Source organism: Plantibacter auratus (assembly GCF_050587365.1).
GTDB classification, from domain to species: Bacteria; Actinomycetota; Actinomycetes; order Actinomycetales; family Microbacteriaceae; genus Plantibacter; species Plantibacter auratus.
On the sequence record NZ_JBOBFV010000004.1, the window covers coordinates 316,990 to 332,025 of the forward strand.

A 15,036-nucleotide genomic window follows, 5' to 3' on the forward strand; every position below is an offset into this window, starting at 1 on the left:
AACAGGACATTTCACGTGGAATGGTCCTGCTGTCGCGCTGTTCTCCTGGCACCGTGGAATACCAGCCTCGTTCTCCGCATCCACCCAGCCCGCGCACACCGCGCATACGGCGGCCGCGGCCAGAGTGACACGCATACCGACCGCTGACGAACCGAAGGAGACGACCGTGCCGATGCACACCCCTGGGGCACCACAGACCTTGCACCTGTTCGGCGACGTGGTCCGAGCCGAGGCGCTCCACTACACCGAACTGTTCGCGGAGAAGCCGTTCGTGCCGGCCCTGCTGCTCTACTGCTCGAACGGTGCGTACCGCATCCTGTCGCCGGGCGAGGACCACCCCGGCAGTTACGTCGCCGAAGGGCCGCTGTCCGCGGAGCGGGTGCGCGTGAACTTCATCTCGTGGCCGTCCGAGGACTGGAACCGGAACGTCGCCTTCCACGTGCTCGACTTCGACCGGACGACCGGAGGGTTCACCCAGCGACTGCGGCTCCCGGGCGATCCCGAGCCGAAGCACCAGGCCGGCCGCCACACCGAGGTCACCGACCTCGGTACCTGGGACGCGGACACGACGTGGGAGACGGCCGAGCCGCTCCTTCACGAGACCTTCGAGGCACTCGCCCGCGGCTGACGGAGCGAGCGGCGGGCCGAGCGAACGGCTGGCCGTCAGCGAACGGGACGAACCAGCGTGTCCGGACGATCGCCGACGGTCGGGGTCAGGCGGCGAGCAGCTGCGGGTCGGCCGCAGGGCGCAGCGGGGTGATCGTCGCGTCGGCGAGCGCGTCCTCGGCGAGGGGCAGCTCGACGACGACCGGAGCCGCCGCGGTCTCGAAGCGGTCCGCGATGTCGAACATGAGCGCGTCGAGGCGGGTGCGGAGCGCGTCGGCGATGGTCACGACCACCTCGGAGGAGGCGTCCTTGCGTCCGCGCTCGATCTCCGACAGGTAGGGCGTCGACACGGCTGCGGCGGTCGCCACGTCCTGCAGGGTGCGCCCCTGTGCCAGCCGACGCGTGCGCAGGGCCGCGCCGAGGGCTTCGCGGTACAACATGGCGACTCCTTCCGGCTGCGGGCGCGGGCTCCGTGACCGCGTGCTCTCACTGTAGGCGCGGCTCGGCCAGGCTCGGGGAGCCCGCGTTCTGCCGTCAGCGGACAGGGCGAGCCGTCCGCTACAGGAAGATGTCGGGGTAGAGCTCAGACTCGTCGACGCCCGGTGAGTACTTCGCGAGGTCGGTGACCCCGGCCTCCGCGAGGACGTCCTCCACGATGAGCGACCGACCCGTGAGCTCACGCGCCGACGCCGTCAGGACCTCGTAGGCCGCGTCGGCGTAGATCTCCGGGGTGCGACTCTTCGCCAGGAGGGCCTCGCCGCCGAGGATGTTGCCGACCGCCGCCGTCTTGATCGTCGTCTTCGGCCAGAGCGTGTTCGCGGCGATGCCGTCGCGTCCGAACTCGGCAGCGAGACCGAGCGTCACCATCGACATGCCGTACTTCGCGAGTGTGTAGCCGGTGTGCGCGCCGAGCCACTTCGGGTCGAGGTTGAGCGGCGGTGACAGCGACAGGATGTGCGGGTTCTCCGCGTCCTTCAGCATCGGGATGGCCGCCCGCGACAGCATGAACGTCCCACGCACGTTCACGTCCTGCATGAGGTCGTACCGCTTCGCGTCGAGGTCGAGGGTCCGAGCGAGGCTGATGACGCTCGCGTTGTTGACGACGATGTCGATGCCGCCGAACTCACCGGCCGTCTCGAACACGGCCCGCGTGATGTCGTCGTCGTTGCGGACGTCGCCGAGGATCGGGAGCGCCTGCCCACCGGCCTCGCGGATCGCGTCCGCTGCGGTGTGGATCGTCCCCTCGAGGCGGGGATCGGGGGTGTCGGTCTTGGCGAGGATCGCGACGTTCGCGCCGTCGCGGGCCGCACGCAGGGCGATCGCGAGGCCGATGCCGCGGCTGCCGCCCGACATGAGGATGGTCTTGCCGGCGAGGGTGGTCATGCGGTGGGCTCCTTCGGGGTGGTGGTGGCGGCGCGCTTCGCCGACGCGGCGGCGAACGCCGCGACGCGCGCGACCGACTCGGGCGTCTCGATCGCCGCGCCGATCGTGCGGGCTTCGTCGTCGAGGGCGTCCTGGTAGCCGCGGCCGACGCTCTCGCGCAGCAGCCGCCGCGCCTGACCGAACGCGGCCGTGGCTCCGGCCAACCAGAACGCGGCCACCTCGCGTGCGCGGGCGTCGAGCTGCTCGGCGGGGACCACCTCGGTCACGAGCCCCCAGTCGAGCGCCTCCTCGGCGCTCAGCATCCGCGGGCCGAGCGTGAGCTCGAGCGCCCGACGCATCCCGACCGCCTCGGGCAGCAGGGTGCTCACGCCGCAGTCCGGAGTGAGGCCGATGTCGGCGTACTTGCTGACGAACTTCGCCCGGTCGGACGCGATGATCACGTCGGCGACGAACATGAACCCCAGCCCACCGCCCGCGACAGCCCCCTGGACGGCGGCGACGATCGGCTTCGCGACCGACTGCAGCGTCCGGTGGCCCTCGTGGATGATGTCGGCGAGCTCGGTGACGAAGGCGCCCGTCGATCCCTCGCTGCCGTCACCCATCCGCGACATCGCGAGGACGTCGCCACCCGCGCAGAACGCCGGACCGTTGGCGTCGAACAGGACCGCCCGGACGTCGTCGCGCTCCGCGATCTCGAGGGCGAGGTCGCGCCACCGTCTGGCCGCACGGTCGTCGATCGCGTTGAGGCTCGCGGGCCGGTTGAGCGTGAGGTGCGCGAGGCCGTCGCTCACCTCGAAGAGGATGGTGTCGTCGCTGGTCACGGAGTGGCTCCCTGGTCGGTGGATGGGTTCGTCGGCATCGGAGAGCCGGTCATTTCGGCGCCATCCGGATCGCGCCGTCGAGGCGGATCGTCTCACCGTTGAGGTAGCCGTTCTCGACGATGTGCAGCGCGAGCGAGGCGTACTCGTCGGGGCGGCCGAGGCGGGCCGGGTACGGCACCTGGTGCCCGAGCGACTCCTGCGCCGCCTCGGGCAGTCCGGCGAGCATGGGTGTCTCCATGATGCCGGGCGCGATCGTCACGACCCGGATCCCGAAACGCGCCAGCTCGCGGGCGATCGGCAGCGTCATCGAGTGCACCGCGCCCTTGGACGCGGCGTAGGCGGGCTGGCCGATCTGTCCGTCGAAGGCGGCGACGGACGCGGTGTTGATGATGACGCCGCGGTCTCCTGCGCCGTCGACGGGATCACCGTCCGGATCGTTGTGCTGCATCGCGTCGGCGGTCAGCCGGATGACGTTGAAGGTGCCGAGGACGTTGACGCGCAGGACGCGTTCGAAGGCACCGAGGTCCGCCGGGCCGTCGCGGCCGAGCACCTTCGCCGGTGGTGCGATGCCGGCGCAGTTCACAACGACCCGCAGCGGTCCACGCGACACCGCCGCTTCGACCGCCGCCTGCACCTGCTCACCGTCGGTGACGTCGGCGGGCACGAAGGTCGCGAACCCGCCGAGCGCCTCGGCCCGCTCCGCCCCGGGTGAACCGGGGAGGTCGACGAGCACGACGCGCGCGCCGGCACCGGCCAGCCGCGTCGCGGTCGCGAATCCGAGTCCCGAGGCGCCGCCGGTGACGATCGCCGAACTGCCGGTCACATCCATGTGCTGGTTCCCTTCACGTGGTGGGCGCGCCCATCAGAGGCGCTCGATGATCGTCGCGTTGGCCATACCGCCGCCCTCGCACATCGTCTGCAGCCCGTAGCGGCCGCCGGTCGCCTCGAGCTGGCCGAGGAGGGTGGCGAGGAGCTTCGTCCCGGAGGCGCCGAGCGGGTGCCCGAGGGCGATCGCCCCACCCCGCGGATTGAGCCGGTCGTCGTCCACCCCGAACTCGCGTTGCCACGCGAGCGGGACGGACGCGAACGCCTCGTTGACCTCGAACGCGTCGATGTCGTCGATGTCGAGCCCGCTGCGCTCCAGGATGCGGCGGGTGGCGGGGAGGATGCCGGTGAGCATCTCGATCGGGTCGCTCCCGACCGCGGCGAAGGAGACGAAGCGCGCACGCGGCGTCAGCCCCAGCTCGAGCGCCCGGACCTCGCTCATGATGAGCGCGGCGGAGGCGCCGTCGGTGAGCGGTGAGGCGTTCCCCGGGGTGATCCGCCAGGCGATCTCGGGGAAGCGTGCCGCGAGCCGCTCGTCGCGGAAGACGGCGGGGAGTCCGGCGAGCGCCTCGGGGGTCGTCCCGGCACGGACCGTCTCGTCGGTCGTGACGACGGAACCGTCGGGGAGGGTGACGGCGACGACCTCGCCGTCGAACCCGCCGGACGCCCAGGTCGCGGCGGCGCGCTCGTGGGAGCGGGCGGCGAAGGCGTCGAGCTCCTCGCGGCTGAGGTTCCAGCGGGCGGCGATGAGTTCGGCGGAGACACCCTGGCCGACGAGGCCCTCGGGGAAGCGGGCTCGGAGGGCGGAGCCGAAGGGGTCTGCCCCCTGCACGTTGGAGCCCATCGGCGCCCGACTCATCGATTCGACACCGCAGGCGATGACGACGTCGTTGCCGGCCGACATGACGCTCTGCGCGGCGAAGGTGGTGGCCTGCTGGCTGGAGCCGCACTGCCGGTCGATGGTGGTGCCGGGCGTCTCCTGCGGGAGGCCTGCGGCGAGCGCCGCGTTCCGCGCGATGTTCTGCCCCTGCTCGCCGGACTGGGTGACGCAGCCGGCGTAGACGTCCTCGACGACCGCGGGATCGATGCCGGTCCGCTCCACGAGCGCACGGATCGTGCCGGCGAGGAGGTCCGTCGGGTGCACGGCGTTCAGCGCACCGCCCGGTTTGCCACGGCCGGACGGCGTCCGGATCGCGTCGACGATCACTGCAGTGCGCATAGCCATCTCCTTCGAGGTCTGCGTCCACCCTAGGCCTGGCGCCTGCGCCGACGGCGGCGGTTGTGGCCCTTCGACAAGCGAGGGGCCGGAACGTCCGTGTCCGCTGGACCGGCCCGACGATCCGCGGTCGGCGCCACGTACGATTGAGCGGTGGCTGACCCGAAGATCCTCCTGTACTACTCGTTCGCTCCCCTGGCGGACCCGGAGGCGATCCGGCTGTGGCAGCGCGACCTCTGCGAGTCACTCGGTCTCCGTGGTCGCATCCTCATCTCGAAGGACGGCATCAACGGCACCGTCGGCGGCGAGCTCGACGCCTGCAAGCTCTACGTCCGGAAGACGAAGGAGCACCCCGCGTTCCATGACCTCGACGTGAAATGGAGCGACGGCTCGGGCTTCGACGAGGACGACCGCGTGCGCACGGCCAGGCACCGTCCCGCGCCCTGGCGTCGGAGCAGCGACTTCCCGAAGCTCAGCGTGAAGGTGCGCGAGGAGATCGTGTCCTTCGGCGCCCCCGGTGAGCTCGTGGTGGACGAGCACGGCGTCACAGGCGGCGGGGTGCACCTGCAGCCGACGGAACTGCACGAGCTCGTCGCGGAGCGCGGCGACGACGTCGTGTTCTTCGACGGCCGGAACGCCTTCGAGGCCGAGATCGGGCGGTTCGCCGGTGCGGTCGTGCCCGACGTCGCGACCACCCGGGACTTCGTCGCCGAACTCGACAGCGGGAAGTACGACCACCTCAAGGACAAGCCGGTCGTCACCTACTGCACGGGCGGCATCCGCTGCGAGGTGCTCTCGGGACTCATGCGATCGCGAGGGTTCGGCGAGGTGTACCAGCTCGACGGCGGCATCGTCCGGTACGGCGAGCAGTTCGGTGACGACGGCCTCTGGCAGGGCTCCCTGTACGTGTTCGACAAACGGGGCTCGCTCGAGTTCAGCGATCATGCGGCCGTCATCGGTCACTGCGTCGTCTGCGACGCGTCGACGAAGCACCTGCAGAACTGCGCCGACCCCTCCTGCAAGACGCAGTTGGTCGTGTGCGAGGCGCACGCGGACGGACCCGACGGCGGCCCGCGATGCGCCGTGCACGCGGGGGCCGACGTCTCCCCCACCACTCGCACCGGCCAGTCCGCCTGAGCCGCCGACGCCATGACCGCCCACTTCATCCTCCGCACCGAACTCGACGGGACGATGGAGCAGGCCTTCGACCTCTCGCGGTCGATCGACGCCCACCTCGGCTCGATGGCCGACACGGGCGAACGGGCGGTCGGCGGGGTGACCTCCGGCCTGATCGGGCCGGGTGAGTCGGTCACCTGGCGCGCGCGGCACTTCGGCGTGCCGTGGACGATGACGAGTCGGATCACCGCGTTCGAGGAACCCCACCGGTTCACCGATGAACAGGTGTCCGGTCCGTTCCGGACGCTCCGCCACGTCCACCTCTTCGAACCGCTCGAGCGCCCGATGCGGACGGCGCGGACCATCATGCTCGACGACGTCACGTTCTCGGCGCCGTTCGGTCCGCTCGGGGTGGTGGCCGAACACGTCGCGCTCACCCGGCACCTGCGACGGCTCATCGAGTCGCGGAACCGGTGGTTGGCGGAGGCACTTCGACAAGCTCAGTGACCGATAGGTGCGGCTCAGTGACCGGAGGGTGCGGCGGTCCGGTCACTGAGCCTGTCGAAGTGTCGAAGGGCGGCGATTCGGTCCCTGAGCCTGTCGAAGGGCGGATACCTCGACATCGAGATAACCCGACACCCGTCGTGCCGCGCCCTGACCGCGCACATCCGCCCCTGCCAAGATGGAGCCATGGGTGCTCGCACGAAGTCGAAACTGGCCATCATCGGGGCGGGGAGCGTCGGTTCATCCCTCGCCTACGCCTCGCTCATCCGCGGCAGCGCCCGGCGGGTGGCGCTATACGACATCGACGGCAAGCGGGCCTCGGCCGAGGCCCTCGACCTCGCCCATGGGACGCAATTCACCGGGTCGAGCAGCATCACGGGCGGTGACGACATCTCGGTCGTCGCCGATGCGGACGTCGTCGTGATCACGGCCGGCGCGAAGCAGGAACCCGGCCAGACCCGACTCGACCTCGCTGGCACGAACATCCGCATCCTCGAGCAGCTGCTCCCGAAACTCGTCGAGCAGGCACCGGACGCCGTCTACATGATCGTCACGAACCCGTGCGACGTCCTCACCGTCGCCGCCCAGCAGATCACGGGGCTGCCGCGCGAACGCGTCTTCTCCTCCGGCACCGTCCTCGACACCTCCCGGCTGCGCTGGTTGCTGGCCGAGCGCGCGGGTGTCGCGACCTCGGCGGTGCACGCACTCATCGTCGGCGAGCACGGCGACAGCGAACTGCCGCTGTGGTCGCAGGCGACCATCGGCCCCGTCCCGATCCTCGACTGGGAGTTGCCCGACGGGTCGCGCTTCACGGAGCAGCAGCTCGACGAGATCGCGACCGACGTCCGGACGGCCGCCTATCGCGTCATCGAAGGCAAAGGCGCGACGAACTACGCGATCGGGCTCTCCGGGGCACGGATCGTCGAGGCCATCCTCGGCGACGAGCACGCGATCCTGCCGGTGAGCACCGTGCTCGACGGGTACCACGGCGTCAGCGGGGTCGCCCTGTCGGTGCCGAGCATCGTCGACCGCTCGGGCGTGCGGTCGGTGGTCGAGGTCGCGATGTCGCCCCGCGAGGAACAGCAGTTCGCCGACTCGGCCGCTGCAGTCCGCGCGTCGCTCGACTCGCTCGGGCTGTAGCAGCCGACCTCCTCCTCGGCTCCGCCGTCCCTGTCTCAGGAGAGGTGCGGCGCGCCGCCCCGATGCGCCCACGCCACGCCGGGGATCTCCTGAGACGGGGCCACCGGCGCCTTCACCGGGATCTCCCCCGAGCGGCCGATGCGCAACCGGTGTCGGCCCCGATAGCGTTGCAGGACGAGGCGCGGATCCGGCCGCGCCCCTGGGGAGGCACCGGATGACCGCTGGCGTGACGATCGAGTTCGATGGACTCTCGAAATCCTTCGGGGCGGTGCAGGCGGTCGACGACTTGACGTTCCACGTGGAACCGGGCAAGGTCACCGGCTTCCTCGGCCCGAACGGCGCCGGGAAGACGACGACCCTGCGCATGCTGCTCGGCCTCGTGCAACCGACGTCGGGGAGGGCGACCTTCGGCGGTGTCCCCTACGCCAAGCTGCCGGTCCCAGCAGCGACCGTCGGAGCAGCTCTCGAGGCGGCGAGCTTCGTCCCCGGCCGCACCGCCCGCAACCATCTGCGCGTGCACGCCTCGGCAGCGCGTCTGCCCGCGAGCCGGGTGGACGTCGTGCTCGCGCAGGTCGGGCTGCTCGAGGTCGCCGACCGACGCGTCGCAGGGTACTCACTCGGCATGCGACAACGGCTCGGCCTCGCGACCGCGCTCCTCGGCGACCCCGGCGTCCTCGTCCTCGACGAACCGATCAACGGGCTCGACCCCGAGGGGATCAAGTGGATCCGCGGCTTCCTCACCGCACTCGCGGCCGAGGGTCGGACCGTCCTCATCAGCTCGCACCTGCTCAGCGAGGTGCAGCAGTCCGTCGACGAGGTCGTGATCATCGCGAAGGGGCGGCTCGCGCACGTGGGCACCCTCGCGAGCCTCGACGCCGCCGACACCCTCCGCGTCGTCGTGAACTCCCCGGAGCACGAGCGGCTCGCCACGGCGCTGACCGCCGCGGGGTACACCTTCGACCAGGCCCGCGCGGGGCTCGTCGTGCACGATGTGGAGGCGATCGACATCGGCCGGGTCGCGCTCGCCGCCGGCATTCCGCTCAGTGCGTTGTCGCGGCATCGATCAGGGCTCGAGGATTCGTTCCTCGCGCTCGTCAGCGGTGGGGAGGACCACGCATGACCTCACTACTGGCAGCCATCCGCTCCGAGTTCCTCAAGGTGTTCACCACCCGCGTGTGGTGGGGCCTCGCGCTCATCCTGTTCGTGTACGTCGGGTTCGCCGCGGCCGGGGCGGCGCTCCTCTTCGCCAACATCCCGGGCGCGGCCGAGTCCAGCGGGGCCGGGGCGCAGGCGACGAGCGAGATGCTCACCCAACCCGGTCTCATCTACGGCTTCGCGACGAGCATCGGGTACGTCTTCCCCGTCCTGCTCGGTGCGCTCGCCACGACCGGCGAGTTCCGGCATCAGAGCCTGACGCCGACGTTCCTCGCCAACCCGAACCGCGGCCACGTCCTCGTCGGCAAGGTCCTGGCACTGACCGGGGTCGGCGCGCTGTACGGCGTGATCGCGCTGGTCGCGTCCGTCGGTCTCGGCGGCGGCGCCCTGGCCATCAGCGGCATCGATCCGATGCTGACCGACCCCGACACCTGGGCGCTCATCGGCCGTGCGGTACTCGCGATGGCCCTGTGGGGTGCGATCGGCGTCGGTCTCGGGGCGGTGCTGCCGAGCCAGGTGGGCGCGATCATCGTCGTGCTGGCCTTCACGCAGTTCGTCGAGCCGCTGCTGCGCCTGGCCTCCTCATTCTCCGAGGTCACCGCGTCCATCGGCCGGTTCCTGCCGGGTGCTGCGACGGACGCGCTCGTCGGACCGAGCTTCTACTCGATGATGTCCGCTCAGCAGGACGCGCTGACCTGGTGGCAGGGCGGACTCGTCCTCCTCGGCATCGGGGTCGTCGTCGCGCTCATCGGCTACGCCACGACCTGGCGCCGCGACGTCACCTAGGCACGGCGGGCGCGATGGCTCAAGCCAGCCAGCCTCTCGCCGGCGAGGCGTAGGCTCGACGGACAGCCACCGACCGGTCACCGCACCGGAGACAGGAGCACCATGGGCCGCGCATACCTCGTCGAGCAGGTCGAGCACGAGGGTGGCAAACCCACCCGGACGGTCGACCTCCGCGACCTCCCCGACGCCTCGCTGCCCGACGCCGCCGTCACCGTCGACGTCGAGTACTCGAGCATCAACTACAAGGACGCCCTCGTCGTCACCGGGAAGCCGGGCGTGGTGCGGTCGTTCCCGATGGTCGCGGGCATCGACCTCGTGGGCGTCGTCGCGGCGTCGAGTGATCCCGCTTGGAGCGCCGGCGACCGCGTGGCCCTGTTCGGCGACGGCCTGAGTGAGACCCGGTACGGCGGGCTCTCCGAGCGTGCGAAGGTGCGGTCCGACGCGCTCGTCCGCGTCCCCGACCACGTCTCGAGCGCACAGGCCGCCGCGATCGGCACCGCCGGGTACACCGCCGCCCTCGCTGTGCTCGCGCTCGAGCACGGCAGCGCGACCTCCGGCGCCGTGCGCGTCGCCGGGCTCCCCGTGGTCGTCACGGGAGCCGGCGGAGGGGTCGGAAGCATCGCGATCGCACTGCTGGCCGCCGCCGGCTTCGAGGTCGCCGCCTCGACCGGGCGGGTCGACGAGCTGGGTGACGCCCTGCGGCGGCTCGGAGCGACGTCGATCGTCGACCGTGCCGAGTTCGCCGAGACCGGCCGCCCACTCGGCAGCCAGCGCTGGGCGGGAGCCGTCGACTCCGTCGGCGGTCAGACGCTCGCGACGGTCCTGTCGCAGGTCGAGTACGGCGGGACGGTCGCCGCCTGTGGGCTCGCCGGCGGGTCCGACCTCCCGACGTCGGTCATGCCGTTCATCCTGCGCGGGGTCACGCTCGCGGGCGTGAACTCCGTCGAGGCACCGCTCCCCCTGCGGCAGGCCGCCTGGGAGCGCGCGACCACCGCGCTCGACCTCGACGTGCTCGACACCCTGACCGAGACGGTCTCCCTCACCGAGGCGACGGATGCGGCGGAGCGGGTCCTCGCAGGCTCGGTCCACGGTCGGATCGTCGTCGACGTCCGCGCCTGATCGGGCCCAAGGAACAGGCCCCGCCGTCCCTAACTCAGGAGAGTTGCGGCGCGGCGCACGCCCACCCGGGCGACCCACCGGCCGAGCCCTGAGACAGGGACATCACCCGACCCGCCGTCCCCAACTCAGGAGAGTTGCGGCGCGGCGCACGCTCACCCCCGCGACACACCGGCCGAGCCCTGAGACAGGGACATCACCCGACCCGCCGTCCCCAACTCAGGAGAGTTGCGGCGCGGCGCACGCCCACCCCCGCGACACACCGGCCGACTCCTGAGACAGGGACACTACCGAACCGGCACTACCGAACTCAGGAGAGTTGCGGCGCGGCGCGCACCCACCCCGGCGACACACCGGCCGAGCCCTGAGACAGGGACACCGCCCAGCGCTCCAGGAACGCGACAGCGGCCGGTGCCCGAAGGCGACCGGCCGCTGCCGACGGAACTGCTGAGACTCAGTAGCCGGCGGTCGACATGACCGAACCGAGCGCGACGGCGTAGAAGATGCCGCCGATGATGCCGAGCACGACGAGGATGATGCCGATGATGACACCGATCTTGGCGAGCTGGTTCGGGTAGCCGGCGTCCTTGGACTGCTTCTGCGCGACGAGGCTGATGATCAGGCCGACGAGCGGCACGACGATGGCGAGGATGAGGCCGACGAGGCCGAGCGTCTTGCCCGGGTAGTCGGCGGGCAGGGCCGCGCCGGGCTGCTTCGGGGCGTTGTACTGGGGTGCGTTGGTCATGATGGTTCCTCTCGAGGATGGTAGATGCGCCACGGGCGCGAGCCAACAGTAGTGGGTTAGGTACCCGACAGGCGATGGGGACAACTCCCCAATCGACCGGATGTCACGGCCTTACGGGCAGGTGATGGTGGTCGTGCCGTCGGTGTGGACACCGCTCCCGAGGGAGGCGCACGCCTCGTTGAACGCCGCAGCACCGATCGCGATACCCGCGATGGTCGCGATGATCGCCAGCACGATGAAGACGATCGACAGGATGAGACCGACCTTCGCCAGCGTGTTCTTGACACCCGCGTTCTTCGACTGCACCAGGGCGACGATGCTGAGGATGAGGCCGATCGGCGGGGCGAGGAACGCGAGGATCAGGCCGACGATGCCGAGCGTCTTGCCGGCGGTCGCGTCGCCGGAGGGAGCTGCGCCGCCGGAGTACGCGGGAGCCGCGCCGTACTGGTCCTTCGGGGGCTGCGGCGCCTGGGGAGCCTGCGGCGGCTGGCCGGGGTATTCACCGGGAGGAGGAGTCGACATGGCTGTGGTCCTTTCGAACAGGCGGATCTACGGAGGTTCGAGCGGGCCCAGAATACCGGTCAGACGTCGTTTTGTGCCCTGTTCGAGGCAAATGATTGCGTACGGCCCTGATCAGCGCCAGGATGCGCGGACACCGCGCCCTCGCCCACGATCCGGATCCGGCCGAGACCGCCGTGCGCCCGGCAGCTCGTCCTAGTGCAGGTCGAGGGCGGCGATGAGCTCGGCGCTGCGACGGGTCGTGATGATGAGCCGCGAGTACTCCGCGTCTTCGAGATCGATGACAACCGACGGTTTGGTGCCCTTGATCACCAGGAAGTCCATACCACCGTGGAACTTCCACTGGCCGATGGCGAGCGTCAACGGGATCGCGGTGCCCGGCGCACGGATGCCCCGGACCCAGATCCACGGGTCGTCGGTGATGGTGGCGGAACGGATGCTCGACCGTGGCACGACGACGTTGCTCCGACGCAGCGAGAGCGCCTTGTCGTACGCGGACAGCTCGATCTCCAGTCGGTCGGGGTGCAGACGCAAGGAGGCCATGCCTCTAGTCTGCCAACCCCCACCGACGTTCGCGTTGCCGGAAGTTCACAAAGCGGTAACGCATGCCCTGTGCAGCGTCCGACGTCGGCGGCGGGGCGACCGTCCGACTCAGCGGATGGCCGCCGCAGCCGCACGTGCCGCCGCGGGCAGGGCGTCGACGATGCGCCCGATCGCCTCGTCGTCGTGCGCCGCGGAGACGAACCAGGCCTCGTACACGCTCGGTGGGAGCGACACCCCCGCATCGAGCATGCGGTGGAAGAACGCCGGGTAGCGGAAGGCGTCCTGCCGCAGGACCGCGGCGTAATCGGTCGGTGCCGCCTCGCTGAAGGCGAAGGAGAACAGGTTCCCTGCGCGTTGCACGGTGTGCGCGACCCCGGCCTCCGTGAGCGCGCTCGAGGTCGCCTCGGACACGATCGCGGCCGCCGCGTCGACCCGACGGTAGACGTCCTGGTCGGCGAGGCGCAGCGTCTCGATGCCGGCGGCGAGGGCCACCGGGTTCCCCGAGAGCGTCCCGGCCTGGTAGACCGGGCCGGTCGGTGCGAGCAGGTCCATGAGCTCGGCGCGCCCACCCAGCGCAGCGAGGGGCATGCCGCCGCCGATGACCTTGCCGAAGGTGAAGAGGTCGGGCTGGTACACGCCGACGGGGATGCTGATGGCACCGGTCGAGTTCGCGACGGCGTGGTTGCCGGCCTCCCAGGCCTCGGCACCCGGGACGGGCTCCGTGCCGGGCGCGACGGCGGCGAGTCCGCGGTTGTCGAGCCCCCACCAACCGGCGGAGGAGACGCGGAACCCGGTGAGCACCTCGTCGATGATGACCAGCGCGCCGTACTCGTGCGCGAGCTTCACGACGCTCGCGTTGAACCCGGGAGCCGGCGGGACGACGCCCATGTTGGCGGAGGCCGCCTCCATGATGATCGCGGCGATGTCCTGGCCACGCTCGGCGAAGACCTCGCGGAGTGCCGACCGGTCGTTGTACGGGACGACGATCGTCTGGGCGGCCGTCTCGGCGGTGACCCCGGCGGACCCAGGCAGGGCGAGGGTCGCGACGCCCGATCCCGCTTCGGCGAGCAGGCCGTCGGAGTGGCCGTGGTAGTGCCCGGCGAACTTCACGATGAGACTGCGACCGGTGGCACCGCGCGCGAGGCGGATGGCCGTCATGGTCGCCTCGGTGCCGGTGGAGACCATGCGCAGCTTCTCGATCGGCGCGACACCGGACGCCTGGACGCGCTCCTTGACGAGCTCCGCGAGCTCGGTCTCGGCCGGGGTGGACGCGCCGAAGGAGAGGCCGCGGGCCGCAGCGGCCTGCACGGCCTCGACGACCTGCGGGTGCGCGTGTCCGAGGAGCGCGGGGCCCCACGCGCTCACGAGGTCGACGTACTGCACGCCCTCGGAGTCGGTGATGTAGGGGCCGGTCGCGGACACCATGAACCGCGGCGTGCCGCCGACGGAGCGGAAGGCACGGACGGGCGAGTTCACCCCACCGGGGATCGACCGCTGGGCTCTGGCGAATGCTGCGTCGTTCATCGGGTTCCTCCTGCACGCAGACCGCGCGCCTCATCCAACCAACCGGCGAGTTCGACGGCCCAGTAGCTCAGGACGGCCTCGGCTCCGGCGCGCTTGATGGACAGCACCGACTCCTCGATCGCGCGTCGGCGGTCGATCCAGCCCTGCCGGGCGGCGGCCTCGATCATCGCGTACTCGCCGGACACCTGGTACGCCCAGACCGGGATCGACACCGTGTCGGCCACGTCGGCAAGGACGTCGAGGAAGCTCCCTGCGGGCTTCACCATGACGATGTCGGCGCCCTCTGCCTCGTCGATGAGCGCCTCGCGCAGGCCTTCACGACGGTTGGCGGGGTCGAGTTGGTAGGTGCGGCGATCGCCCTGCAGCTGCGAGTCGACGGCCTCGCGGAAGGGGCCGTAGAGCGCGGACGCGAACTTCGCCGAGTAGGCGAGGATGATCGTGTCGTCGAACCCGGCGGCGTCGAGCGTCTCGCGCACGGCGGCGACCTGGCCGTCCATCATGCCCGAGAGGCCGAGGAGGGCCGAGCCGGACTCCGCCTGGGCCAGCGCCATGTCGCGGTAGCGGTCGAGCGTGCGGTCGTTGTCGACGCGCCCGCGGTCGTCGAGGACACCGCAGTGTCCGTGATCGGTGAACTCGTCGAGGCAGAGGTCGGTCTGCACGACCAGGGCATCGCCCACCTCGGCGACGAGCGCGCGGGTCGCGACGTTGAGGATGCCGTCGGGGTCGGTCGCGCCGGAACCCACGGCGTCGCGCTCGGCCGGGACGCCGAAGAGCATGACCCCACCGATGCCGGCCGCAGCCGCCTCAGCCGCGGCCCGCTTAGCGCTGTCGACGGTGTGCTGCCGGACACCCGGCATCGAGGAGATCTCGACCGGCTCGGCGACGCCCTCCCGCACGAACATGGGGAGCACCAGCTCCGCCGGGTCGAGTCTCGTCTCGCTGACGAGGCGACGGATGGCCGGCTGCTGCCGGAGACGACGGGGACGGGTCTCGGGAATGCTCACCCGTCCAGCCTACGCGCCGCTGCCGACGCGCCC

17 protein-coding genes are annotated in these 15,036 nt (G+C 71.0%); 7 read left to right on the forward strand and 10 right to left on the reverse strand.

The window, feature by feature from the left end:
- The first annotated feature begins 166 nt into the window (after window positions 1-166).
- Window positions 167-628, forward strand: a complete 462-nt coding sequence (locus ACQ3HE_RS16655; protein ID WP_430893523.1) for a hypothetical protein — start codon at window positions 167-169, stop codon at window positions 626-628.
- 85 nt (window positions 629-713) lie between these two features.
- Here ACQ3HE_RS16655 and ACQ3HE_RS16660 read toward each other — a convergent pair whose 3' ends face one another.
- The 5 genes from ACQ3HE_RS16660 to ACQ3HE_RS16680 all read right to left on the reverse strand — a co-directional run bounded on the left by ACQ3HE_RS16660 (window position 714) and on the right by ACQ3HE_RS16680 (window position 4,854).
- Complete coding sequence (locus tag ACQ3HE_RS16660; RefSeq protein WP_159876209.1) at window positions 714-1,046, reverse strand: helix-turn-helix domain-containing protein; 333 nt, start codon at window positions 1,044-1,046, stop codon at window positions 714-716.
- 118 nt (window positions 1,047-1,164) lie between these two features.
- On the reverse strand, window positions 1,165-1,989 hold the full coding sequence (locus tag ACQ3HE_RS16665) for an SDR family oxidoreductase (RefSeq protein ID WP_064294896.1): 825 nt from the start codon (window positions 1,987-1,989) through the stop codon (window positions 1,165-1,167).
- Window positions 1,986-2,810: an enoyl-CoA hydratase/isomerase family protein gene (locus tag ACQ3HE_RS16670; protein WP_430893524.1), complete on the reverse strand. Its 825-nt coding sequence runs from the start codon at window positions 2,808-2,810 to the stop codon at window positions 1,986-1,988. Before ACQ3HE_RS16670 ends, ACQ3HE_RS16665 begins: the two co-directional genes overlap by 4 nt.
- A 49-nt stretch (window positions 2,811-2,859) precedes the next feature.
- A complete protein-coding gene (locus ACQ3HE_RS16675; RefSeq protein ID WP_411557125.1) occupies window positions 2,860-3,639 on the reverse strand; it encodes a 3-hydroxyacyl-CoA dehydrogenase in 780 nt (259 codons plus the stop codon).
- Between the two features lie 33 nt (window positions 3,640-3,672).
- Entirely contained in the window at window positions 3,673-4,854 is a 1,182-nt protein-coding gene (locus tag ACQ3HE_RS16680; RefSeq protein ID WP_430893525.1) for a thiolase family protein, read from the reverse strand.
- A gap of 150 nt (window positions 4,855-5,004) precedes the next feature.
- Between ACQ3HE_RS16680 and ACQ3HE_RS16685 the strand changes: the two genes are divergently transcribed.
- The 6 genes from ACQ3HE_RS16685 to ACQ3HE_RS16710 all read left to right on the forward strand — a co-directional run bounded on the left by ACQ3HE_RS16685 (window position 5,005) and on the right by ACQ3HE_RS16710 (window position 10,671).
- On the forward strand, window positions 5,005-5,988 hold the full coding sequence (locus ACQ3HE_RS16685) for a tRNA uridine(34) hydroxylase (protein WP_430893526.1): 984 nt from the start codon (window positions 5,005-5,007) through the stop codon (window positions 5,986-5,988).
- Window positions 5,989-6,000: 12 nt separating this feature from the next.
- Window positions 6,001-6,474: an SRPBCC family protein gene (locus tag ACQ3HE_RS16690; RefSeq protein ID WP_430893527.1), complete on the forward strand. Its 474-nt coding sequence runs from the start codon at window positions 6,001-6,003 to the stop codon at window positions 6,472-6,474.
- A 183-nt stretch (window positions 6,475-6,657) separates the two neighbouring features.
- Window positions 6,658-7,611, forward strand: coding sequence for an L-lactate dehydrogenase (locus ACQ3HE_RS16695; RefSeq protein WP_430893528.1), 954 nt, complete (start codon window positions 6,658-6,660; stop codon window positions 7,609-7,611).
- Window positions 7,612-7,825: 214 nt separating this feature from the next.
- Window positions 7,826-8,731, forward strand: a complete 906-nt coding sequence (locus ACQ3HE_RS16700; RefSeq protein WP_086475196.1) for an ATP-binding cassette domain-containing protein — start codon at window positions 7,826-7,828, stop codon at window positions 8,729-8,731.
- Entirely contained in the window at window positions 8,728-9,552 is an 825-nt protein-coding gene (locus tag ACQ3HE_RS16705; protein ID WP_079706366.1) for an ABC transporter permease subunit, read from the forward strand. The genes ACQ3HE_RS16700 and ACQ3HE_RS16705 overlap by 4 nt, the downstream gene beginning before the upstream one ends.
- Before the next feature lie 102 nt (window positions 9,553-9,654).
- Window positions 9,655-10,671 (forward strand): MDR family oxidoreductase, encoded by a 1,017-nt coding sequence (locus tag ACQ3HE_RS16710; RefSeq protein ID WP_430893529.1) that lies wholly within the window; start codon window positions 9,655-9,657, stop codon window positions 10,669-10,671.
- 451 nt (window positions 10,672-11,122) lie between these two features.
- Here the strand turns inward: ACQ3HE_RS16710 and ACQ3HE_RS16715 are convergent, their stop codons facing one another.
- From ACQ3HE_RS16715 to hemB, 5 genes are all read right to left on the reverse strand, one after another.
- The gene (locus tag ACQ3HE_RS16715) at window positions 11,123-11,413 is read right to left on the reverse strand and encodes a hypothetical protein (protein WP_086475193.1); all 291 of its coding nucleotides are present in this window, start codon (window positions 11,411-11,413) and stop codon (window positions 11,123-11,125) included.
- Between the two features lie 111 nt (window positions 11,414-11,524).
- Window positions 11,525-11,935 carry a DUF4190 domain-containing protein gene (locus tag ACQ3HE_RS16720; protein ID WP_430893530.1) on the reverse strand — a complete coding sequence of 137 codons (411 nt, stop codon included), beginning with the start codon at window positions 11,933-11,935 and terminating at the stop codon, window positions 11,525-11,527.
- A 192-nt stretch (window positions 11,936-12,127) separates the two neighbouring features.
- A complete protein-coding gene (locus ACQ3HE_RS16725; protein ID WP_064294907.1) occupies window positions 12,128-12,475 on the reverse strand; it encodes a hypothetical protein in 348 nt (115 codons plus the stop codon).
- 108 nt (window positions 12,476-12,583) lie between these two features.
- Entirely contained in the window at window positions 12,584-13,999 is a 1,416-nt protein-coding gene (gene hemL / locus ACQ3HE_RS16730) for a glutamate-1-semialdehyde 2,1-aminomutase (protein WP_430893531.1), read from the reverse strand.
- A complete protein-coding gene (hemB, locus tag ACQ3HE_RS16735; protein ID WP_194644879.1) occupies window positions 13,996-15,003 on the reverse strand; it encodes a porphobilinogen synthase in 1,008 nt (335 codons plus the stop codon). The genes hemL and hemB overlap by 4 nt, the downstream gene beginning before the upstream one ends.
- Window positions 15,004-15,036 lie beyond the last annotated feature (33 nt).

Excerpts from the sequence above, each read along its gene's own strand:
- ACQ3HE_RS16725 (WP_064294907.1), bottom strand. The coding sequence starts at position 12,475 with ATGGCCTCCTTGCGTCTGCACCCCGACCGACTGGAGATCGAGCTGTCC.
- ACQ3HE_RS16715 (WP_086475193.1), bottom strand. The coding sequence starts at position 11,413 with ATGACCAACGCACCCCAGTACAACGCCCCGAAGCAGCCCGGCGCGGCC.
- ACQ3HE_RS16675 (WP_411557125.1), bottom strand. The coding sequence starts at position 3,639 with ATGGATGTGACCGGCAGTTCGGCGATCGTCACCGGCGGCGCCTCGGGA.
- ACQ3HE_RS16680 (WP_430893525.1), bottom strand. The coding sequence starts at position 4,854 with ATGCGCACTGCAGTGATCGTCGACGCGATCCGGACGCCGTCCGGCCGT.
- hemL (WP_430893531.1), bottom strand. The coding sequence starts at position 13,999 with ATGAACGACGCAGCATTCGCCAGAGCCCAGCGGTCGATCCCCGGTGGG.
- ACQ3HE_RS16705 (WP_079706366.1), top strand. The coding sequence starts at position 8,728 with ATGACCTCACTACTGGCAGCCATCCGCTCCGAGTTCCTCAAGGTGTTC.
- ACQ3HE_RS16720 (WP_430893530.1), bottom strand. The coding sequence starts at position 11,935 with ATGTCGACTCCTCCTCCCGGTGAATACCCCGGCCAGCCGCCGCAGGCT.
- ACQ3HE_RS16665 (WP_064294896.1), bottom strand. The coding sequence starts at position 1,989 with ATGACCACCCTCGCCGGCAAGACCATCCTCATGTCGGGCGGCAGCCGC.
- ACQ3HE_RS16710 (WP_430893529.1), top strand. The coding sequence starts at position 9,655 with ATGGGCCGCGCATACCTCGTCGAGCAGGTCGAGCACGAGGGTGGCAAA.
- ACQ3HE_RS16695 (WP_430893528.1), top strand. The coding sequence starts at position 6,658 with ATGGGTGCTCGCACGAAGTCGAAACTGGCCATCATCGGGGCGGGGAGC.
- ACQ3HE_RS16690 (WP_430893527.1), top strand. The coding sequence starts at position 6,001 with ATGACCGCCCACTTCATCCTCCGCACCGAACTCGACGGGACGATGGAG.
- ACQ3HE_RS16700 (WP_086475196.1), top strand. The coding sequence starts at position 7,826 with ATGACCGCTGGCGTGACGATCGAGTTCGATGGACTCTCGAAATCCTTC.
- ACQ3HE_RS16660 (WP_159876209.1), bottom strand. The coding sequence starts at position 1,046 with ATGTTGTACCGCGAAGCCCTCGGCGCGGCCCTGCGCACGCGTCGGCTG.